Origin of the sequence: Stenotrophomonas sp. STK17_22 (genome assembly GCF_051983905.1) — a bacterium.
GTDB lineage: Bacteria > Pseudomonadota > Gammaproteobacteria > Xanthomonadales > Xanthomonadaceae > Stenotrophomonas > Stenotrophomonas maltophilia_A.
The window spans coordinates 2,952,249-2,970,557 of sequence record NZ_CP197010.1 but is presented as its reverse complement, the minus strand read 5'-3'; the positions used below and the strand labels follow the sequence as shown (position 1 = coordinate 2,970,557).

Sequence of the window (18,309 nt, the reverse complement as noted above, 5' to 3'; positions counted from 1 at the left end):
GGTGTTCCGGTCAGTGGGAGCGCAGGGCGTCTTGCAGCCCTTCGATCGGGTGGAAGCGCAGCTGCAGCTCGGCAAGCAGCAGGGTGCGCATGTCATGGCGGAAGGCCGCGCGCCAGCCGGGCTGGCCGTGCACGCGTTCAAAACGGGCGCCGAGCACCGCCGGCGCAGTGGCCAGCAGGCTGTGCTCGCGCGGGGTGAGGGTCTGTTCCATCACCGCATCGACCTCGGCCAGCCGTGCCAGCTCGGGTGAAACCTGCATCAGCTGGTCGCGCAGGCGGCCGCGCAGGCGCCCGGTGGCGGTCTGGATGGCCTGCTGCAGCACCCGGTAGCGCTGGCGCAGCGATGCGAAATTGGGTGCGGCGGCGGCTTCGGCCAGGTCCAGCAGGCGCTCGGCCTCGGCATCCTCACTGATCGAGGCCAGCAGGCTGGCATGGGCCTGGGCGCAGTCGTCCAGCACATCCCCGGCCGCTTCGGTGGCCTCACCCGGCTCGGGCAGGCGTCCGCCGAGCGCCCCGGACAGGGCCACGGCACGGCTCCAGTCCACCCATTGGCCGAGGCGATCGGTCAGGGCGGGACTGCTGGCCGGCATCGCGCCGTCGCTGAGACGGGCGAGCAGGCGGAGGAATTCCGGTCCACCCAGGACCGGCTGCGCTGCTTTCGCCATCAAGGGGTGAGGGGCCAAAAACCGTTGATTTTACAACCAGATGACCCTGCCTGGATGAAGGCGGGGCGGGGGGAGGGGACCCGCAGGCGCGACAAGGCTTAGAATGACCGGCTGCACCCATCCCGTTCGACCCTTGGAGTACCCCATGACTGTTGCGCAGTTCTACCCGATCGGCACCCCCGGACAGCCCTGGGGCGACGCGGAACGCGCACAGTGGCGGGCGCGCCAGCAGCGCCAGCGCAGCTACCACGACGACGTGGTGGCCGCGCTCGAGCGCCTGGACGACAGCTTCGATGTGATCCAGTACGGCCAGCTGGACTATGCGCCGGACCACTACCCGCTGTTCGCGGTGGTCAACCACAACTGGAACCCGGCGCTGCCGACCGCGCTGATCACCGGCGGCGTGCATGGCTACGAGACCAGCGGCGTGCATGGCGCCCTGCAGTTCCTGGAACAGCTGGCCGAGCGTTACCTGGGCCGGTTGAACCTGATCGTGGCGCCGTGCGTCAGCCCGTGGGGCTACGAGCGCATCCAGCGCTGGAACCCGGATGCCATCGACCCGAACCGCAGCTTCCGTGACGGCGGCCAGATCGAGGAAGCCGCCGCGCTGATGCGCTGGGTGGCCGAGCGCAAGCCGAACCTGCTGGTGCACCTGGACCTGCACGAGACCACCGACAGCGACCTGCACGAGTTCGATCCGGCGCGCTGCGCCCGTGACGGCAAGCCGTTCGAGCGCGACACCATTCCGGATGGCTTCTACGTGATCGGCAACAGTGAAAATCCGCAGGCCGAGTTCCAGAAGGCCCTGATCGCCGCAGTGGCGCCCATCACCCACATCGCCCCCGCAGACGCCGAAGGCAACCTGGTCGGCCTGCCGCTGCAGTCGCCAGGCGTGGTCTGGGGTGAGTCGCGTTCGATCGGCGCCTGCGCCGGCTTCACCGACGCGCGCTTTGCCACCACCACCGAGGTCTACCCGGACAGCCCGCGCACCAACCCGCAGGAATGCAATGATGCGCAGGTGGCGGCGGTGTGCGCAGGCCTGGATTTCGCCCTGACGAAGTAAGGCACGTGGACGTGCAAGCGGACCCGGCAGGTTCCTGCACGATGCGCCGGTCATAGGATCGATTGTCGGGTTACGATCGGGCGAAGACCACGACCAAGATTCTGCTCCGGCCATCACTCGTGTCGGTCCTGGTGGCGACGACCGCACTCGGTGGATGCAAGCTGTCGGCGCTCGATCTGACGCCGCCGCGGGTGATCCAGCTGTCCTGCAGCAGCACAAGCGCCACGCCCCAGGCGCCGATGGTGTTGATCCTGGACTCCGGCCAGGCGTCGGTGGTCTGGGTCAACCGTCCGAGCGCGCGCGCGGGCAAGCTGGAGGTGGAGGCGAACCTGTATCGGCTGGATTTTCCTTCGATCGCTGGCGCGGGCACGTTGCAGGCGGTGATCAACCGCTACGACGGTAGAATGGCGTTGAGCGGGCCCGGCACAGATGTGGCCGGCGCTGGCCAGCCGCAGATGTCCTGTGAGGTACAGCCTGTGCAGCCCAAGGTATGAACATGCCCGATACATCGTCTGATCTGATTGCCGTGCTTACCGGCGACCTGGTCAAGTCCACGGAGATGGACGCGGCCACCATTGATGACGTCCGTGAAGTGATTTCCGTGGCCGTGGCCCAGGCCATGGAGTGGCCTTTGCCGGGCATTGTCGGCCCCGAGTTCTACCGGGGCGACGCCTAGCAGCTGGCGGTCACCCAGCCGCACGGTTTCCTGAGGTTGGCGACCTGGATCAAGGCCAAGCTTGCCGCGTCGGAGTCGCGGGCGCGCACGCGGATCGCGATTGGACTGGGTACGGTAGAGGCATTGGACCGGAAGGCGGTGTCGCGTTCGCTGGGTGAGGCATTCGTGCTGTCCGGTCGGTTGCTTGAATCCATGGGGCGCACGCAGGACATGGACGTAGCCCTGCCAGTACAACGGGAGGATCTGTACTGGTTACCGGCAGTGGTGTCTGCCTGCGATGTTATTGTCGCGCGCTGGACACGCAGTCAGGCTGAGGTGGCGTCGTTGTTTCTGATCCCCGATGCCCCCTCGCAGTTGGAAGCTGCCAATGCGTTGAACCGGCACCGACAATCGGTGAACCGGGTCTATCACGATGCTGGCGTCTTTGCCTTGCTGGCGCTGATCACCGCGGCTGAACGTGCACTGATGCAGCCGTACGGGAGTGTTCATGGTTCTGGAAAAGCAACTAAATAGCGTTGCTTTGGCTTAAGCAACTAAATTTCGTTGCTTTTGGCGGCGACTTGGCTATCGCGACGCGAGCCACAGGAAGGACTCACAGGCAGAAAGGACATGCTTGAAACGCTGCTCGTACTGTTGACCGCTCACCTTGTCGCCGATTTCGTGCTGCAGACCACGAAGATGATCGCGCGCAAGCAGGAACTGCATGGCCTGCTGCTGCACGTAGCAGTGGTGCTGCTCGTCATCGCCGCGCTGACCGGTTCAATCAACCCATGGGTCTATCTCATCATCGGTTTCAGCCATGCGGTGATGGACTGGATCAAGGTGCATTGGCTCCCCGATGGCGTGCACGCATTCGTCATTGACCAGTTGGTGCATATCGCCTTCATCGTGTTGATCGCGTTGATGTCCCGCGATGGCTGGTACGGGATGATCCCGACCCAGGTCCAACTGTTGATGTATCAGGGCATGTCGATCGCGAGCGGCTTGATCCTGGTGGTCAACGTCGGCGGCGTCCTGGTGGAGAAGCTGCTTGCGCCGTTCACGGCAGGACTCAATATGGGAAGCGCCGAATCGGCGCCTACGACCGCAGCCGTGCAGAGCGACGATCACAAGGGCATGCAGACCGCAGGGCGCTATATCGGGCGGCTGGAAAGAGGCTTGATCTTCATGTTCCTGCTGCTGGGCCAGCCGGAGGGCGTGGGGTTGATGCTGGCCGCCAAATCGGTGCTGCGCTTCGCCGACCGGCAGGCGCGGGCACACACCGAATATGTGATCATCGGTACCATGCTCAGCTTCGGTTGGGCCATCGCCGCAACCATGTTGACCAAGCTCGCCATCTCGCATTGGCGCTAGCGGCTGCGGCGTTGTGGCGCCGGGCCATGCCCGGCGGGTCGGGCGCGAGCTAACCCAGCAGGATCACGCCCCACACCGTGCCGACCATCAGCAGTGCGGTGGTCTGGGCGGCGCTGCCCATGTCCTTGGCGTTCTTGGACAGTGGGTGGTGGTCAAGCGAGATGCGGTCGACCACCGCTTCGATGGCCGAGTTGAGCAGTTCCACCAGCAGGCTGATGAAGCAGACGGCCAGCACCACGGCGCGTTCGACCTGGCTGATGTCCAGAAGGAACGCGGTGGCGATCAGCAGCGCATGCAGCAGCAACAGCTGCCGGAAGGCGGCTTCGCCACGGAAGGTGGCGATGAAGCCGTCGCGCGAATGGATCAGCGTGTAGAAGATGCGGCGAAGGCCGGTCTTGCCATGCGGGTATTTACCGCTGTCCTTGGGGGAGGGGGGCTGCATGCCGGTCCTGCCATGAAGTGATCTCACGACAGGATGTGCAGGCGGGCGTCGGGAAAGCGTCGGACGCCCGTTGGATTTTCCTTCAGCCGGCCTGGCGCTGCGCCTGGATGGCCTGGTCGAGGGCATCCAGATCGTCCGCCGGCGAGGTCAGCCATGCCGGGTACGCCTCGGTCTCGACGAAGGCGGAGGATCGCAGCACATCATCGAACGCCGGATTGTCCTTCTCCGGGTGGCGCAGCAGGCCGGACATCAGCCCGCAGATGCGGACGGCCGCCTGGAAGGCGCCCTGCAGAGAACCGGCCGGCTCGGTGACCGTGTTGAGGAAGGCCGCATAGGCCGGGCCATCGAAGATGAAGTCCTCGCGCTGCTGGAAGGCTTCGCCGCTGAGGTTGGTTTCGCCGGAGACGTGCCGGGAGAATCCCCAGGACCAGATGTCGAGGAAGCGCAGGTCATCCAGCATCCGGCGCGCATCGTCATTCAGTGGAAGGGCGCCGGACAAGGCGTGCTCCAGCGTGGCCGCTGCGAACGGCTCGGTGCCCTGGTGGGCCAGGAAATCGCTCAGGCAGCGCAGTGCAGCGGGGTGATGCGGGTCCAGTTGCAGCGCACGGTAGATCACGCGGGCGCCTTCCACGTGACGGCCTTGGGCGATGAAGATGTTGAGCGCGTGGTGGGCGAGCTGGTCGGCGCTGAGGTCGGCAATCCGGGTCATCGGGTCTGGCTGGCATGGACGAACGGTGGGCACCAGTCTGACAGATCACTCATTCGGCCGGGCTGCGTGAATCGCGGATCGAAGTCTTCCGGTTTGTCGGAGAAGAACAGGCCCATGTAGGTCGGCTTGTCCTTGTTGATCAGCGAGGTGCGGAACGATTCGACCACCTGTTCGATGGCTTTTTCATCGGCTGGACTGTGGGCTGGGCTGTTGTTGCCGGCATGGCCTGACGACGCTGACAGCAGAAGCGCGAGGAGGGCGAGTGGTGCTCTTGATGTCTGCATCTGCAGCTTCCGGGGACAAGGGGATGCTGCCGGGACGTTTCGTTACATCAGCGCCCCGGCGCATCCCCTCATTCAACGATGCAGCGCGTCGATGATCAACCCGGTAGCAATCTCCACCAGCAGGTACTCGCTATCGGACTGCCGGACCCAACGCTGGTCGCGGCCCGGCTCGCGCAGGTGGTAGCGCGCATAGTCATCCACCCAGTAACGGCGGTCCACTTCCGCCCATGGCAGGCGCTCACCGCGACGCCAGGCCTTCTTCTGCCAGCCCGGCGGCGGTGCATCACGGTTGTGCGGGCCACCGGCGTGCGGCGGTGGCCCGTTGCCGCGCGCATGGTGCGGCGGATCGGCGAAGGCCGGTGCCGCGGCCAGCGCGGCAGCCGTGGTCAAAGCAATGGCGAACAAGCGTGCGGTGTTCATCGCAACCTCCGGGCCTTGCCGCTGTATGCGGCGTGGTGCCGTGGAGTATGGAACAATGAACGTGAACGGACTTTTGAGCTGTCACCGTTGCAGCAGGGCGCATTCCACGGTGTTGCAACTGGCGGCTCGGGCACGACGCAGCGGCCTCCGGCATGGCTGCCTCAGGCGCGCTCGCGTACCTCATACCAGTTGCGTGACCGGTTCACGATCTTCACCACCGAAAGCATCACGGGGACTTCAATCAGCACCCCCACCACCGTGGCCAGCGCCGCACCGGAGTGGACACCGAAAAGGCCCACGGCCGTCGCCACCGCCAGTTCGAAGAAGTTGCTTGCGCCGATCAGTGCCGACGGCCCGGCCACACAATGCGCCACACCCAGGCGCCGGTTGAGCAGGTAGGCCAGGCCGGAGGTGAAATAGACCTGGATCAGGATCGGGACCGCGATCAACGCAATCACCAGCGGCTGCTGCACGATCTGCTGGCCCTGGAACCCGAACAGCAGCACCAGCGTCAGCAGCAGCGCCGACAGTGACAGTGGCCCCAGCCGGCGCAGCGCCGTCTGCAGCCCGGGCTGCAGACGGCGCGACAGGATCCAGCGCCGCAGCAATGCGGCCACCAGTACCGGAACCACGATGTACAGGCCGACCGACAGCAGCAGCGTATCCCACGGCACGGTGATGGCCGACAGCCCCAGCAGCAGCGCCACCACCGGCGCATAGGCCACCACCATGATCGCGTCGTTCAGTGCCACCTGGCTCAGTGTGAAGTTGGCATCGCCGCGGCACAGGTTGCTCCATACGAACACCATGGCCGTGCAGGGCGCGGCCGCCAGCAGGATCAGGCCGGCGATGTAGCTGTCGATCTGGCCGGCGGGCAGCCAGTCCGCAAAGACGTGACGCAGGAAGAGCCAGCCCAGCAGCGCCATCGAGAACGGCTTCACCGCCCAGTTGATGAACAGCGTCACCCCGATGCCTTTCCAGTGCTGCCCCAGCTGGCGCATGGCACCGAAATCCACCCTCAGCAGCATCGGGATGATCATCAGCCAGATCAGCACCGCCACCGGAAGGTTGACCTTGGCCACTTCAGCCGCCGCCAGGGAGGCGAAAGCACCTGGCAGGAAGTGCCCGAGCAGCGTGCCGACGATGATGCACAGCGCGACCCAGAGCGTCAGGTGGCGCTCGAACAGGCCCATGGGTGCCGCTGTGCTCATGGCGTGCGCGCTGCCGGCAGCAGATGGCCGATCTGGTCCAGCGCCTGCTGCAGCATTCCGCGGTCTTGCCACACGTGCCCGGGCAGCGCCAGCAGGGCCTTCACCCGTGCCTTCACGATGGCATGCGCGTGGGCTAAGGCGGCGGCCTTGTCGGCATCGCTGCCCTCTGCCTCGGCTGGGTCCGGCAGACCCCAATGGCTACGGATGAAATCACCAAACACTACGGGGCAGGCTTCCGCTGCCGCTGCATCGCAGACGGTGATCACCAGATCCATCGGAGCCGCGTCGGCGAACTCATCCCAGGATTTGCTGCGCAGTCCCGCGACCGGCATGCCTTCGGCGCGAAGCTGTGCAAGCGCGAATGGATTGACCTGGCCGGTCGGGTGGCTGCCGGCACTGAAGGCCGTGAAGCGGTCGCCGCCCCATGCGCGCAGGGTGGCTTCGGCCAGCACGCTGCGGGCGCTGTTGCCGGTGCAGAGAAACAGGATGGAGCGGGACATGAAGGCGTTTCCGTATCAGCAGCTGCAGGGATTGCCCGACGGCGTGCACTGTTCGCTGGGCGAACCGGCGCAGCAGTTGTGCGTGAGGTACTCGATCAGGCCGCTCATTGCGCTGAAATTCGCTCGGTAGCAGACGTGGCGGCCCTGGCTCTCGCTCTCGACCAGGCCGGCTTGTACCAGCTCCTTCAGGTGGAAGCTGAGGGTCGCAGGTGGGACCTGGAGGGCTGCGGCGATGTCGCCCGCCATGCGACCGGCCGGGCCGGCTTCGACCAGCAGGCGGAAGGCTGCCAGGCGGGTGGCGTGGCCGAGTGCGGTGAGCGCAGTGATTGCATTTGATGTTTCCATAGTTCTAGAATAGTCGAATGAACAAGCCGATCACAAGTCCTTCGCTGCCCCATCTGAGGGAGGCTTCGCTTCCCCAGCCAGATCACCAGCGGTTGGCGGCCGAACGCCAGGGACCGCCACGCATCCTGCTGCTGTATGGCTCACTGCGTCCGCAATCGTTCAGCCGCAAGCTGGCACTGGAGGCCGAACGCCTGCTGCAGCATCTGGGCTGCGAAACGCGCGTGTTCGATCCACATGCCTTGCCGCTGCTGGACAGCGTGGACAAGGGGCATCCGGAAGTGCAGCGGCTGCGCGAGTGGTCGCAATGGTCGGAAGGGCAGGTGTGGGTCAGCCCGGAGCGGCACGGCACGGTGACCGGCGTGTTCAAGAACCAGATCGACTGGCTGCCACTGGAAGACGGCAGCGTGCGGCCGACCCAGGGCCGGACGCTGGCGGTGATGCAGGTCTGCGGCGGTTCGCAGTCGTTCAACACGGTCAATACGCTGCGGGTACTGGGCCGCTGGATGCGCATGCTGACCATTCCCAACCAGTCGTCGGTGGCCAAGGCCTGGCAGGAGTTCGACGAAGACGGGCGGATGAAGCCTTCGCCCTACTACGATCGTGTGGTGGATGTGGTCGAAGAACTGGTGAAGTTCACGCTGCTCACCCGCGGCCGCGCCGACTACCTCGTGGACCGTTACAGCGAGCGCAAGGGCGATGCGTTGGCGGTGGAGCTGGCGCGGGCGGCGGGAGCGACCGGCGTCTGACTAGAACTTCACGCGCATGCCGCCGTTGACCACGAAACCCTCCAACGGCGCCCAGGCATCCACCGTCCACTGCCCGTCGTCGGCGCGGCGTGGGCGCAACATCGGGTTGTAGCCGCTCTGTCGCACGTTGAGCAGGTTTTCCAGGTTGAGGAACAGGCTGACCTTGCCCAATACGATTTCACCCAGAGCGCCCAGCTCTACATACGGCCGGCTGCGCTGGCGCCACGGGTTGTCATCCAGTGCCTGGATTCCGGTGTAGTACGCTTCAAGGCCGACCCGGCCCCGGCCATGCTGCTCCCACATCGCGACCAGTCCGGCAGTATGGCGTGGAGTCAGTGCGACCGTCCTGCGGCCAACTCCCTCCACGCCGGGCTCCCGCGCGTCGGTGTAGACGTAGCTGCCGGTCACCGTGACGTCCTGCCAGCGGTAGCGCAGCAACAGTTCGCTGCCACGTGTGCGGGTCATGCCCTGCACATTCACCAGTTGCACGCGCTCGCCGGGCATCGTCGTGGAATCAACCAATCGGACCGCATGATCGATGTTCGATGCGAACAGGCTCAGATTCGCTTCCCAGGCGCCCTGCGCATAGCCGACATCGATGGCACCGGTGGTCGCCGTCTCGGCGCGCAGGCCTTGTAGTGGTTCGAGTCGTGACAATCCTGCAGCCTCGATCTCTTCCACGAAGGGCGTGGGTGCATGGAATCCCTTGCCCAGCGATGCACGCACGGTCCAGTCGCGAGGGCGGAACAGCAGTGACAGGCGCGGGCTGAAGTGGTTGCCATAGGCATTGTGCTCATCCCAGCGTGCGCTGCCTGACAGGATCAGATCATCGAGCAGCGTCTGCTCTGCCTGTACGAATACAGCGGGTACCGTATAGCGGTAGTCGAAGGACTGGAACTGGCGCGAGCGGAAGCGGTCCTGCTGCGCGGCCACGCCAGCCAGCCAATTCGTGTTGCCGAAACCTGAGCCATAGCTCAACTCGGCGAAGCCGGTCTGATGGGTGTCGTTTTCCGGCGATGCGCCGTAGCGGTGCCGATGGCGTGTGGTCATTGCCGAAGCGCGCAGCTGCAGGCGATCGCTTTCACGCATGGGCAGGTCGACCACGGCGCCAGCGTCATAGCGTTCGGTGTGCTGGCTCAATGTGAAGGGCTGCCCGTCAGCCACCACCCGGCCGGGCAGGGTGCCGCCCTGGCGGTTTTCCCGGGTAGCACCCGCGGTCAGCAACGCACGCGCGCCGTCCTCCGATTCCCAGAACGCGCGCGGGCGCAGGGTCATGCGTTCGTAGCCAGGCATGTCCGCCCACCCGTCGCCATCCAGGTCCTGCCGATCCTGGCGGTGATAGCCGCCCACCATCGACAGGCCCCAGTGTCCGCCCAACGGGCCGGCCACATAGCCGGTAAGGTCCTGGCCGCCACGGCTGGTGGCATTGAGCAGTACTTCGGCCTCGCGGGTGTCGCGAGGGCGGCGCGAGATCAGGTTGACCACGCCGCCCAGCGCAGCCGGCCCATACAGCGCCGAAGCACTGCCCTTGATGATCTCCACACTTCCCAGATCGGTAGGCGGGATCTGCAGCAGGCCGATGGAAGACGATTGCCCTCCATACAACGGCAGACCGTCTGCAAGCAGCTGCGTGTAGCGTCCGCGAAGTCCCTGGATGCGGATGTTCGATCCGCCCATGCCTGGTGAGGTGTTCTGCACGCGCACGCCGGCGGTCTCGGCGACCAGCATCGATACGTTGCCGGGCGACATCAGCTGTTTTTCTTCGATCTCTTCCTGCGATACCACGTCCACGCGGATGGGCTCGTCCGACACCCGGCGGCCCGAGCGTGTGGATTGCACCGTCACCGCGTCCAGTTCCACTGCTTCGTCGCCATGGCCTTCATGCGCCGCAGGAGGCTCATGCGCGAAAACGGGGGCGGTGCTGGCAAGGAGTGCAGTATTGAGTGCCAGGAACAGGGGCGTGGAACGCAGGTACTGGGGCATGGTGTCGTCAGGGCGGCCAGGCCGCACGGTGGCGAAGTGACCCGGCGTTGTAAACCTTGAAGCGGCTACAAGGTCAAGCTGCCGGCGCGGGCCGCAGGGCTTCCAGTACCCGGCAGTCGGCCACGCGCCCGCCGGGGCAGTTGCCGATCATCCGCTGCAGTTCGCCCTGCAGCGCCTGCAGGTCGGCAATCCTGCGCGCGATGTCGGCAATGTGTGCCTTCACCACGTCATCCACCGAACTGCATTGGTGCTCGCGTTGTTCGCCGAAGGCGATCAGTTCGCGGATCTGCTCGATGGCGAACCCCAGCTCGCGCGCACGGCGCACGAATGCCAGCCGCCGTTGGTCCTGTACGTCGTAGCAGCGGTAGTTGCCCTGCGAACGCAGCGGCGGCTGCAGCAGGCCGATCTTTTCGTAATAGCGGATGGTCTCTGCCTTGGTGCCGGTCTGGCGGGCCAACTGGCCGATGGTGAGTGGGGCTGTCATGGGCTTGACCTTGTAGGGGCTACAAGGTTGATAAAGGCAGCTCCCTTTCATTTCAAGCCCGGGCACGCCCGGCGGAGCGCCCCCATGGACCAGTGCTGCGGCCACAAGCGCCAGGAGCTGGCATCGATAGCGCTGCACAGCGCCCAGCGGCGGGTGCTGGTGGCGGTGCTGGCAATCAACCTGGCGATGTTTTTCATCGAGTTCGGCGCGGGCCTTGCCGCGCGATCCAGCGCCCTGCAGGCCGATGCGGTCGACATGCTGGGTGATGCCATCGTCTATGGCCTGAGCCTGTGGGCGGTAAACCGGGGCGCGCGCTGGGAAGCGGGCGCGGCGCTGGCCAAGGGCCTGCTGATCCTGGCCTTCTTCGTGTTCATCGTGTTCGAAGTGGCCGGCAAGCTGGTCAACGGCGTGCCACCGTCCAGCACGCTGATGTTGATGTTCGGTGGCATTGCCCTGGCGGCGAACCTCACCTGCCTGGCGCTGCTATGGCGATTCCGCAGGTTGAACATCAACATGAAGAGCACGTTCGAGTGCTCGCGCAATGACGTGGCCGCGAACCTGGGCGTGCTGGTGGCCGCAGGTGGCGTGGCCATGACCGGGCGCGGCTGGCCGGACATTGTCGTCGGTGCGGTGATCGCCCTGTTGTTCCTGAGGTCGGCAGTGGGCGTGATCGCGGAAGCGTGGCCGGCATGGCGGGCAGCACGCCGACAGTGACTCAGTTGCGGTGGTGCCTGCTTGGGCAGATCGCCACCTGTTGGCTGCGCTGATCGATCAGCACCACCGCTTCCTGCAGCGCATGGGCGCCCACCACCGCTTCGGGATAGCGGTCGGACACCCGTACGTGCAGCCCCTGCAGTGCCAGGCCGCCAATCAATACGGTGGCATCCAGCCGTGCGCGTCCGCCATCGACCTCGCCATGACTGAGGGTCAGTCGATCCCCGGTGGTCACTGCGATACCGACGGCCTGCCGGAAGAGTGCAGTGGGCAGCACCATCGCGACGTTGGCGCCGGTGTCCAGCTGCGCCTCCGTGCTGACTGCTCCAATCTTCACCGGGATGCGGAAGGCGCGTGCATAGGCCAGCGTGTCTGGTTGCGCGGGCAGGAGATCGATGTCGCGGCGGAACTGCAGGCGCCGTTGCGGGTAATCGATGATCAGCACGCCATCAGCGAAGAATCCGCGCGCAAGGATGCCGTCGAACACTGCGTCTTTGGATTGCCGTGCGTTGTAGTCGCGGGTGAGCGCGGTCACGTCGCTGTGGCGCAGCCCTCCGAGCGCGAGGGCGTTGATGCGCACCGTATCGGCCCAGGCTGTCTGCACGCCGTCGGAGTGGCGGGTGCTGGCGTCCGCGGGTAGCGCCAGTTTCCGCACCAGACGGCTGTCCGCGCGGGCCATGCCGCTGGCGCCGGTATCGATGGCGAAGCGGTACGGGCCGCTGCCGTTGACCTGCACCTGCACATGGATGCGCCCGTCGATGACGTCAAAGGGAACGTCGATGATGCGCTCGCCCGGGTGGGCGGCGAGGGAACAGGCGCTCTCCAGCACGGGTGAGGCGAGGATGGGCGCAGCGAACGGCCACAGAGTGAAGATGGCAATGCTGCGCCAACGGCGAGTGCCGAGTGCGCTATGGCGATGCGGGGGAATGCGCCTCATGATCCTGTTCCATGGGTGTCCAGGATCTTCTGATGCGTGAGGGGTGCAGGCGGTTGCAGGTGTTTCCTGCCCGCAGGCTGCTCCGAAAGCTGTCGCGGTAATCGGCTGGATCTGGAATCCGCGCGGGTGGAAATGTGACGGATGTCGCGGGCCTTGACTTGAACATGTCACCGTAACGGCACTGGCTCGACGGTACTGGCCAAGTACGCCTACGACGCGCTGGGTCGCCTGACCCAGACCCAGGACGGTGCGACCGGCACGCCGATTGAAACCTATGCCTACGACGCCACCGGCAATCGCACCGCGCTGACCAATTCGGCGGGCACTGCCAGCTACACCTATCCCGCAACCAGTCATCGCCTGACTGCGGTGGATGGTGAAGCGCGCAACCATGACGCGGTGGGCAACACCACCAGCATCGGCGGCAAGACGTTCATCTACAACGATGCCAACCGCATGAACGCGGTGAAGCAAGGCAACGCCGTACTGGAAAGCTACGCCTACAACCATCGCGGCGAGCGCGTGCTGCGCACCCCGGCTGGTGGCGCTGCACAGATCACTCTGTATAACGAAGCAGGGCAGTGGCTGGGCAACTACTCGGCCACGGGCCAGGCGCAGTAGCAGGCCATCTGGCTGGACAACTACCCGGTGGCGCTGATCAGCGTGCCAAGCGCAGGTGTGCCGGAGTTGGCCTACATCCAGCCGGACCATCTGGGTACGCCGCGCGTGGTGATCGACCCGGCGCGCGATGTGGCGATCTGGGAGTGGAGCAACAAGAGCGAGGTGTTCGGCAACCAGATTCCGAGTACCGACCCGGACGGCGATGGCGTGGCATTCGAGTTGGCGCTGCGATTCCCGGGCCAACAGGCGACGGATGCGAGTGGGCTGTTCTACAACTATCGGAGGGAATACGACCCGGCAGTGGGGCGGTATACCCAGAGCGATCCAATTGGGTTGATGGGTGGACTGAACTCGTTCGCGTATGGAAGCGGAGATCCCACTGGCCGTGTCGATCCGCTAGGCTTGGCCGATAAAAAATACATACCTCAGGCCGTACCTGTTTCACCGGAGTTGCAGGCGGTCGGAAATCGGCTCCAGAGGCTGGCAAACCAAGCAGCGTCCACCATTGACGCCACCTGTGGATGGCGTTGCTCACTGCCTTGGATACGCGGAACGCTCATCCATAGTGAGTTCAAGCGCCTGGTGGATACCACATGCCCGACGTCTCAGTATGCGACTGAGGTGAGCTACGCTGGCCGTAGGGTTGTTAGGTATGGGTACCCGGGGTCCTCACGGGCGGACGCTGTGTACGGCCCAGTTGATGCACCTCAAGCCATCTTCGATCTGAAGACTGGTTGGGCTTACATCTCCTGGGATCAGTACAATAAGTACGTCAAGAATCTCCCCGAGGGAACTCTCGTGGTGGAACTTAAGCCTGAAGGCCGTTGATAAGATGAACAAGCGATACATTTGCAGCCTTCTGCGGAAAAGGTCCGGCCTGATCGGCGGGTCAAGCGGATATTTTTTCCGAAGTGACTATGACTATGTGGCACAAGGAATTGCTCTGGAGTTCGTCCCAAGGGGGCTCTATGTATGGAATTTTGTATTTCCATTGTTTGACTCCTTTGGGCCGCATCTTTCCTACAGCAGCCGAATCGCGGATCGGCCGTTTATCGGAAGGGATCAAATGGCAGACGATGATGTGGTTGAGAGCATTCTTTCATCGATCGAGCTGCGAAACGTTATTGAAGCGAAGTCTTCAATGACCTTGATGGAATTTGCATCATTTCTTGAGACGCGGGGCTTGAGAGGTGCTCACGCTCATATCAATCATGCAACTGCATTGGCGCTATTAGGCAAGACGGATCTAGCGCTGAAGTTGCTGAAGGAACTAGTCCCGGCGTTGGATGATCATGATCTGAAACTTTGCGATTCTCTAATAGTGGCCCTGAATCATGGAGTTGAGGCGGTCAAATCGATGCTGGACGTGGTGAAGGAGAAGAATGTTAAGAAGCTGGGCGGGGCCTGATCCAAAGGTTAATCGTCCAGTGTTCCCCGGGTAGCCATCAGCCGCCAAGTGCCTGCTGCGTCTCGAACTTTATTGGGGCGGCTCGTCGCTGGAGCGGTGGCGCTGTCTTGGGTTCTAGAACATCTCGATGTGCAGGGCGACGTTTGCGCGTGTCTCGTCGTGATTGCTTTAGATCCTCTGCTTTGTATGTTCCCGCTACTGTCGCTGGAAGAAGTTCTCCATCGATGCGTTGTCATGGCTGTTTCCTATCCGGCTCATGCTGCACAGGATGTCTGCTCGCGCAGAACGCTCTGCCAGTTTTACTGGGTGAAGAGCGAATTGAGTTCGCCAGGGTTGACGATAACGAGCCGGGACTTGCTGATCTTCTTGATCGTTGGAAGGCGGTCGGCTATCCGCTGTCCGGCCTGAAGTGTTTCCGTCTCGAGACCAGCTCGACCGGAAGCGTCATTCTCATCTACGCCAGGACATGGCGGATCGAGCATCTGCCGATGGCGGGTGCAGTGCCCTGAAGGACATCCCGTGCCCAGGTTCCTCACCCCCGACGAGGTCTCCCTCATCCACAGGCTGCTGCCTGGGGCGACCGAGCTGTCCGAACGGTTGTTGAAGGATCTGGCGCTCGCCCAGGTGGAGGACGTGGAGGTCGTGGGATTCGGGGGCGTGGTGTTCCTCTCCAGCACGACCCAGCTTTTCGGCAGTGACATTGCCACGGCCATGCTTGCCGATGCTGACGGCGTGCCGGTGAGAGTCACCCTGTGCCTGGATAATCACGATCAGCTCTTCGAGCTGGAGCTGTGCAAGGTGGACTTCTCTTCGATCATCGGCGTCGATCTGAGAAGCGCTTTCAGCGAGCACTGACGCCTGCTGAAAGCGGTCCTCGCTGAAGGCCGTGGCGCATGGCATTCACCCTTCAGGCTGCAACCGCCCCACCGCCTGCGCGCACAATGACTGGCTGGCCAGTACCAACCCCTCCATCACCCGGTCGCCCACGTACTCTTCCGGTTCGCCGTTCTGGCGGGTGCGCTCCGCCGCCAATAGCATTTCCAGCACCACCCGCAATCCGCTCAACGCGCAATCGGCATCGGCCAGGGCCAGGCAGCGGCCGGGGAGTTGATGCCGCTCCGGCCACCGTTGGCCATCGGCCGCCGCACCGGAGCCGATGCGGTTGAGATTGGCAATGAAGGTGTTCCTGTCCACTGCGGGCGCAGCCTGTGGCGAACCGTCGTCGTGGGCGGTACTGCGATAGGCGTGCAGATGGGGGAAGTCCGATTCGTTCATGGCAGAGCTCCGTGCAGGGCAATCGGTAGCCGCCACCCGAAAGGTGGCGGGCGGTACGTGGTTCGAACACCGGGTTGATGTCAGTCCGGCGGGCCCGAAGGCCCCCACGCACCGCCCGCCATAGCCGGCAGACGGATTGCCAGCCGGCGCCACGCATGGTGACGCCGGCTGGCAAGCGCATACATCAACATCAACTCGGGTGTTCGAAGCCCGGCCACCCTTTTCCGGTGGCACGCCATCTGAGCCCCTGGCGCTGTGCAATGCCAATCAGAAGAGTTGCAAACATCACTCGATTGGAGACGCTTTCGGCATTCTCCCACGCTGTTAAGCACTGCCAGCGCTGGCTGGCGTGGTGATCCGTCCACACCGTGCAATCTGCGACAGGTGTCGAGGTTGGGGGAGGGAAGGGCACGGGTGGGGCGGGGCGATGGCGACAGGCTCCGCAGGGGCCTGAGTCGAGCGTCGCTGGCCCCCTCGGCGCCAAAGCGTGACGTGCGACTCGGGTTGACGTTCCCAGCCACCAAGCGCAGGCTGGTCCGGCACGTTTCCTAACCAGAAGGAGACTTATGACCGCGACCGCTTCGCTGCACCCAACCCCCGCCACCCAAGGCCGTTCGCGCCTCTGGAGTGTGTTCTGGCTGCAGGGCGTGATTCCCAGCAACATTCTGTGGGCGGTAGCCCTCTGGGCCCTGGCCAATCAGCGCACCACGCTGCTGCTGGGGGTATTTGCCGTGCTGCTGCTCTATACCGGCTGGATCATCCCGGCGGTGTGGCGGGCGGCGCCCACTGCGCACAACCCCAACCTGGGCGTGGCCGCGCGCGGGCTGACCGTGGCCTGGGGCCTGAACACCGTGCTGGTGATCTTCTTCCTGACCCTGCAGCTGGTGGCTCAATAGAACTGAACAGGCTCGCCGCCCCGGTCGAAGGCGGCGAAGCGGCCGATCTGACCGTCATGGATGGCGTTGACCATCAGCTGCAGCGGGCGCGCGGCTTCGTCGCTGTTGGGCGCGAAACCGCCACGGCCGTCCAGCGCCGCCACGAAGACCAGGTCCCAGTCGATGCCGGTGGTGGTCGATTCCGTAGCCAGCGCCTGGAAGCTGGGCACCTCGGCCGGCAGCTTGTCCACGCACAGCACCGGCGACAGGGTGCCGCCCTCGCGGCGGTCATGCCGGTCGCGCTGGTCGCTGGTGGGCGATTCGGGCAGCTCGGCGCGCACGAATACGAACAGCAGGCGTTGCGGTTCAGCCTGCTGGCCTGCGGCGTGCAGCAGCTGCTGGAAATCGTTCATCATCATGAGGGTTGTCACACGCCTACTGCACGGAAAGCCGCATGCTGCCACAACGCCTGCCGCGCGGGGCCGAACGCGATTGATTTAAGTCATGCCCATGGAACTGACGGCCGCGTACTCTGGCAATCGTTCCAGCAGGCGAGGGTATCCGGGCCGTTCCGGGCACAGGCAAGACGGTGGAGCAACAAGGTGGACCAGCCATGAGCCAACTCACCGACGGTTTTGGACGCAGCTTTCCATACCTGCGCCTGTCGTTGACCGAAGCCTGCAACTTCCGTTGCAGCTACTGCCTGCCCGACGGTTACCAGGCCGATGGCCGCCCGCGCTTCCTGCAGGTGGATGAAATCGCGCGCCTGGTGCGTGCGTTTGCCGCGCTGGGCATGAGCAAGATCCGCCTGACCGGTGGGGAGCCCAGCCTGCGCAAGGATCTGGACGAGATCATCGCCACCGTGGCGGCGGCGCCGGGCATCCGCAAGGTGGCCATCACCACCAATGGCACGTTGCTGCCGCGTCGCCTGCCGGGCTGGCACCGCGCCGGCCTGACCGCGCTGAACGTGAGCATGGACAGCCTGCAGCGCGAACGCTTCAGGACCATCACCGGGCATGACCGCCTGCCGGAGATCGAACAGGGCCTGGCCCTGGCGCAGGCGTTGGGACTGCCGGCGATCAAGCTCAACGCGGTGCTGCTGCGCGGCCTGAACGACGACGAGCTGCCGCAGTGGATGGACTACCTGCGCGACCGTCCTTTCAGCGTGCGCTTCATCGAACTGATGCGCACCGGCGACAACGAAGCCTATTTCCAGCGCCACCACCTGCGCGCCGACGTGGTGATCGAGCAGCTGCTGGCGGCCGGCTGGCACGAACGGCCGCGCGCCGCCGATGCCGGCCCGGCGCGGGAGTTCGGGCATCCGGACCATCGCGGCAGCATCGGCATCATCGCCCCGTATTCGCGTGACTTCTGCAAGGGCTGCAACCGCCTGCGGGTAACCGCCAAGGGCGACCTGCGGCTGTGCCTGTTCGGCGAGTTCGGCGTACCGCTGCGCCCGCTGCTGCAGCGCGACGACGACCACGACGCGCTGCTGGCACGCATCACCACACAGCTTGGCCTGAAAGCGGCCGGGCATGGACTGCACCAGGGCCAGACCGGGCTGACCCCGCACCTGGCCTCCATCGGAGGATGAGCAAC

The 18,309-nt window shown here is 64.7% G+C and carries 24 protein-coding genes and 2 pseudogenes; 12 read left to right on the top strand and 14 right to left on the bottom strand.

Annotation, left to right across the window (positions count from 1 at the left end):
* Positions 1-10 precede the first annotated feature (10 nt).
* Positions 11-664 (bottom strand): DUF3348 family protein, encoded by a 654-nt coding sequence (locus ACSYS9_RS13845; RefSeq protein ID WP_071227909.1) that lies wholly within the window; start codon positions 662-664, stop codon positions 11-13.
* A gap of 145 nt (positions 665-809) precedes the next feature.
* Between ACSYS9_RS13845 and ACSYS9_RS13840 the strand changes: the two genes are divergently transcribed.
* From ACSYS9_RS13840 to ACSYS9_RS13820, 5 genes are all read left to right on the top strand, one after another.
* The gene (locus ACSYS9_RS13840; RefSeq protein ID WP_071227910.1) at positions 810-1,727 is read left to right on the top strand and encodes a M14 family metallopeptidase; all 918 of its coding nucleotides are present in this window, start codon (positions 810-812) and stop codon (positions 1,725-1,727) included.
* A gap of 62 nt (positions 1,728-1,789) precedes the next feature.
* On the top strand, positions 1,790-2,221 hold the full coding sequence (locus ACSYS9_RS13835; RefSeq protein ID WP_071227911.1) for a hypothetical protein: 432 nt from the start codon (positions 1,790-1,792) through the stop codon (positions 2,219-2,221).
* The gene (locus tag ACSYS9_RS13830) at positions 2,218-2,403 is read left to right on the top strand and encodes a hypothetical protein (protein WP_143048177.1); all 186 of its coding nucleotides are present in this window, start codon (positions 2,218-2,220) and stop codon (positions 2,401-2,403) included. Before ACSYS9_RS13835 ends, ACSYS9_RS13830 begins: the two co-directional genes overlap by 4 nt.
* 36 nt (positions 2,404-2,439) lie before the next feature.
* Positions 2,440-2,916 (top strand): hypothetical protein, encoded by a 477-nt coding sequence (locus tag ACSYS9_RS13825; protein WP_071227913.1) that lies wholly within the window; start codon positions 2,440-2,442, stop codon positions 2,914-2,916.
* Positions 2,917-3,012: 96 nt separating this feature from the next.
* Positions 3,013-3,756, top strand: a complete 744-nt coding sequence (locus ACSYS9_RS13820) for a DUF3307 domain-containing protein (protein WP_071227914.1) — start codon at positions 3,013-3,015, stop codon at positions 3,754-3,756.
* A gap of 49 nt (positions 3,757-3,805) precedes the next feature.
* Here the strand turns inward: ACSYS9_RS13820 and ACSYS9_RS13815 are convergent, their stop codons facing one another.
* From ACSYS9_RS13815 to ACSYS9_RS13785, 7 genes are all read right to left on the bottom strand, one after another.
* On the bottom strand, positions 3,806-4,198 hold the full coding sequence (locus tag ACSYS9_RS13815; protein WP_032129972.1) for a diacylglycerol kinase: 393 nt from the start codon (positions 4,196-4,198) through the stop codon (positions 3,806-3,808).
* A gap of 82 nt (positions 4,199-4,280) precedes the next feature.
* Positions 4,281-4,907, bottom strand: a complete 627-nt coding sequence (locus ACSYS9_RS13810; RefSeq protein WP_071227915.1) for a hypothetical protein — start codon at positions 4,905-4,907, stop codon at positions 4,281-4,283.
* Complete coding sequence (locus tag ACSYS9_RS13805; RefSeq protein ID WP_343124112.1) at positions 4,904-5,191, bottom strand: hypothetical protein; 288 nt, start codon at positions 5,189-5,191, stop codon at positions 4,904-4,906. The genes ACSYS9_RS13810 and ACSYS9_RS13805 overlap by 4 nt, the downstream gene beginning before the upstream one ends.
* A gap of 72 nt (positions 5,192-5,263) precedes the next feature.
* The gene (locus ACSYS9_RS13800) at positions 5,264-5,611 is read right to left on the bottom strand and encodes an RcnB family protein (protein WP_049423027.1); all 348 of its coding nucleotides are present in this window, start codon (positions 5,609-5,611) and stop codon (positions 5,264-5,266) included.
* Positions 5,612-5,772: 161 nt separating this feature from the next.
* On the bottom strand, positions 5,773-6,804 hold the full coding sequence (arsB, locus tag ACSYS9_RS13795) for an ACR3 family arsenite efflux transporter (protein WP_071227916.1): 1,032 nt from the start codon (positions 6,802-6,804) through the stop codon (positions 5,773-5,775).
* Positions 6,805-6,818: 14 nt separating this feature from the next.
* Positions 6,819-7,322, bottom strand: a complete 504-nt coding sequence (locus ACSYS9_RS13790) for an arsenate reductase ArsC (RefSeq protein WP_071227917.1) — start codon at positions 7,320-7,322, stop codon at positions 6,819-6,821.
* A gap of 15 nt (positions 7,323-7,337) precedes the next feature.
* Positions 7,338-7,667 (bottom strand): ArsR/SmtB family transcription factor, encoded by a 330-nt coding sequence (locus tag ACSYS9_RS13785; protein WP_071227918.1) that lies wholly within the window; start codon positions 7,665-7,667, stop codon positions 7,338-7,340.
* A gap of 17 nt (positions 7,668-7,684) precedes the next feature.
* Between ACSYS9_RS13785 and arsH the strand changes: the two genes are divergently transcribed.
* Positions 7,685-8,413, top strand: a complete 729-nt coding sequence (arsH, locus tag ACSYS9_RS13780) for an arsenical resistance protein ArsH (protein ID WP_006371763.1) — start codon at positions 7,685-7,687, stop codon at positions 8,411-8,413.
* Here the strand turns inward: arsH and ACSYS9_RS13775 are convergent, their stop codons facing one another.
* Together ACSYS9_RS13775 and ACSYS9_RS13770 are read right to left on the bottom strand one after the other, a co-directional pair.
* Positions 8,414-10,396 (bottom strand): TonB-dependent receptor plug domain-containing protein, encoded by a 1,983-nt coding sequence (locus ACSYS9_RS13775; protein WP_440568033.1) that lies wholly within the window; start codon positions 10,394-10,396, stop codon positions 8,414-8,416. It abuts the gene before it with no gap.
* 73 nt (positions 10,397-10,469) lie between these two features.
* Positions 10,470-10,880, bottom strand: coding sequence for a MerR family transcriptional regulator (locus ACSYS9_RS13770; protein ID WP_049401287.1), 411 nt, complete (start codon positions 10,878-10,880; stop codon positions 10,470-10,472).
* An 84-nt stretch (positions 10,881-10,964) separates the two neighbouring features.
* Here ACSYS9_RS13770 and ACSYS9_RS13765 point away from each other — a divergent pair, with 84 nt between their 5' ends.
* The gene (locus ACSYS9_RS13765; RefSeq protein ID WP_071227921.1) at positions 10,965-11,594 is read left to right on the top strand and encodes a cation transporter; all 630 of its coding nucleotides are present in this window, start codon (positions 10,965-10,967) and stop codon (positions 11,592-11,594) included.
* A gap of 1 nt (position 11,595) precedes the next feature.
* Here the strand turns inward: ACSYS9_RS13765 and ACSYS9_RS13760 are convergent, their stop codons facing one another.
* Positions 11,596-12,531 (bottom strand): aspartyl protease family protein, encoded by a 936-nt coding sequence (locus ACSYS9_RS13760; protein ID WP_081352280.1) that lies wholly within the window; start codon positions 12,529-12,531, stop codon positions 11,596-11,598.
* Between the two features lie 171 nt (positions 12,532-12,702).
* On the opposite strand from ACSYS9_RS13760, the pseudogene ACSYS9_RS13755 reads away from it, so the two are divergent.
* Together ACSYS9_RS13755 and ACSYS9_RS13750 are read left to right on the top strand one after the other, a co-directional pair.
* Positions 12,703-13,980: pseudogene (locus tag ACSYS9_RS13755) on the top strand (RHS repeat-associated core domain-containing protein); the annotation flags it as partial.
* Between the two features lie 4 nt (positions 13,981-13,984).
* Positions 13,985-14,560 (top strand): hypothetical protein, encoded by a 576-nt coding sequence (locus ACSYS9_RS13750; protein WP_256200902.1) that lies wholly within the window; start codon positions 13,985-13,987, stop codon positions 14,558-14,560.
* 37 nt (positions 14,561-14,597) lie between these two features.
* Here the strand turns inward: ACSYS9_RS13750 and ACSYS9_RS13745 are convergent.
* Positions 14,598-14,859 (bottom strand): annotated as a pseudogene (locus tag ACSYS9_RS13745) (IS3 family transposase); the annotation flags it as partial.
* Between the two features lie 220 nt (positions 14,860-15,079).
* On the opposite strand from ACSYS9_RS13745, the gene ACSYS9_RS13740 reads away from it, so the two are divergent.
* Positions 15,080-15,415, top strand: coding sequence for a DUF6984 family protein (locus ACSYS9_RS13740; protein WP_071227923.1), 336 nt, complete (start codon positions 15,080-15,082; stop codon positions 15,413-15,415).
* Between the two features lie 45 nt (positions 15,416-15,460).
* Here the strand turns inward: ACSYS9_RS13740 and ACSYS9_RS13735 are convergent, their stop codons facing one another.
* Entirely contained in the window at positions 15,461-15,835 is a 375-nt protein-coding gene (locus ACSYS9_RS13735; RefSeq protein WP_071227924.1) for a hypothetical protein, read from the bottom strand.
* 566 nt (positions 15,836-16,401) lie between these two features.
* Here ACSYS9_RS13735 and ACSYS9_RS13730 point away from each other — a divergent pair.
* Positions 16,402-16,731: a hypothetical protein gene (locus ACSYS9_RS13730; protein ID WP_049462757.1), complete on the top strand. Its 330-nt coding sequence runs from the start codon at positions 16,402-16,404 to the stop codon at positions 16,729-16,731.
* Here the strand turns inward: ACSYS9_RS13730 and ACSYS9_RS13725 are convergent.
* Complete coding sequence (locus ACSYS9_RS13725) at positions 16,725-17,129, bottom strand: hypothetical protein (RefSeq protein WP_049462756.1); 405 nt, start codon at positions 17,127-17,129, stop codon at positions 16,725-16,727. The two genes, ACSYS9_RS13730 and ACSYS9_RS13725, sit on opposite strands and share 7 nt — an antisense overlap.
* 194 nt (positions 17,130-17,323) lie before the next feature.
* On the opposite strand from ACSYS9_RS13725, the gene moaA reads away from it, so the two are divergent.
* A complete protein-coding gene (moaA, locus tag ACSYS9_RS13720) occupies positions 17,324-18,304 on the top strand; it encodes a GTP 3',8-cyclase MoaA (protein ID WP_071227925.1) in 981 nt (326 codons plus the stop codon).
* Positions 18,305-18,309 lie beyond the last annotated feature (5 nt).

Excerpts from the sequence above, each read along its gene's own strand:
- ACSYS9_RS13775 (WP_440568033.1), bottom strand. The coding sequence starts at position 10,396 with ATGCCCCAGTACCTGCGTTCCACGCCCCTGTTCCTGGCACTCAATACT.
- ACSYS9_RS13765 (WP_071227921.1), top strand. The coding sequence starts at position 10,965 with ATGGACCAGTGCTGCGGCCACAAGCGCCAGGAGCTGGCATCGATAGCG.
- ACSYS9_RS13730 (WP_049462757.1), top strand. The coding sequence starts at position 16,402 with ATGACCGCGACCGCTTCGCTGCACCCAACCCCCGCCACCCAAGGCCGT.
- ACSYS9_RS13820 (WP_071227914.1), top strand. The coding sequence starts at position 3,013 with ATGCTTGAAACGCTGCTCGTACTGTTGACCGCTCACCTTGTCGCCGAT.
- ACSYS9_RS13810 (WP_071227915.1), bottom strand. The coding sequence starts at position 4,907 with ATGACCCGGATTGCCGACCTCAGCGCCGACCAGCTCGCCCACCACGCG.
- ACSYS9_RS13750 (WP_256200902.1), top strand. The coding sequence starts at position 13,985 with ATGAACAAGCGATACATTTGCAGCCTTCTGCGGAAAAGGTCCGGCCTG.
- ACSYS9_RS13760 (WP_081352280.1), bottom strand. The coding sequence starts at position 12,531 with ATGAGGCGCATTCCCCCGCATCGCCATAGCGCACTCGGCACTCGCCGT.
- ACSYS9_RS13725 (WP_049462756.1), bottom strand. The coding sequence starts at position 17,129 with ATGATGATGAACGATTTCCAGCAGCTGCTGCACGCCGCAGGCCAGCAG.
- ACSYS9_RS13735 (WP_071227924.1), bottom strand. The coding sequence starts at position 15,835 with ATGAACGAATCGGACTTCCCCCATCTGCACGCCTATCGCAGTACCGCC.
- ACSYS9_RS13840 (WP_071227910.1), top strand. The coding sequence starts at position 810 with ATGACTGTTGCGCAGTTCTACCCGATCGGCACCCCCGGACAGCCCTGG.
- ACSYS9_RS13785 (WP_071227918.1), bottom strand. The coding sequence starts at position 7,667 with ATGGAAACATCAAATGCAATCACTGCGCTCACCGCACTCGGCCACGCC.
- ACSYS9_RS13790 (WP_071227917.1), bottom strand. The coding sequence starts at position 7,322 with ATGTCCCGCTCCATCCTGTTTCTCTGCACCGGCAACAGCGCCCGCAGC.
- ACSYS9_RS13845 (WP_071227909.1), bottom strand. The coding sequence starts at position 664 with ATGGCGAAAGCAGCGCAGCCGGTCCTGGGTGGACCGGAATTCCTCCGC.
- ACSYS9_RS13815 (WP_032129972.1), bottom strand. The coding sequence starts at position 4,198 with ATGCAGCCCCCCTCCCCCAAGGACAGCGGTAAATACCCGCATGGCAAG.
- ACSYS9_RS13830 (WP_143048177.1), top strand. The coding sequence starts at position 2,218 with ATGAACATGCCCGATACATCGTCTGATCTGATTGCCGTGCTTACCGGC.
- ACSYS9_RS13800 (WP_049423027.1), bottom strand. The coding sequence starts at position 5,611 with ATGAACACCGCACGCTTGTTCGCCATTGCTTTGACCACGGCTGCCGCG.
- arsH (WP_006371763.1), top strand. The coding sequence starts at position 7,685 with ATGAACAAGCCGATCACAAGTCCTTCGCTGCCCCATCTGAGGGAGGCT.
- arsB (WP_071227916.1), bottom strand. The coding sequence starts at position 6,804 with ATGGGCCTGTTCGAGCGCCACCTGACGCTCTGGGTCGCGCTGTGCATC.
- ACSYS9_RS13805 (WP_343124112.1), bottom strand. The coding sequence starts at position 5,191 with ATGCAGACATCAAGAGCACCACTCGCCCTCCTCGCGCTTCTGCTGTCA.
- ACSYS9_RS13770 (WP_049401287.1), bottom strand. The coding sequence starts at position 10,880 with ATGACAGCCCCACTCACCATCGGCCAGTTGGCCCGCCAGACCGGCACC.
- moaA (WP_071227925.1), top strand. The coding sequence starts at position 17,324 with ATGAGCCAACTCACCGACGGTTTTGGACGCAGCTTTCCATACCTGCGC.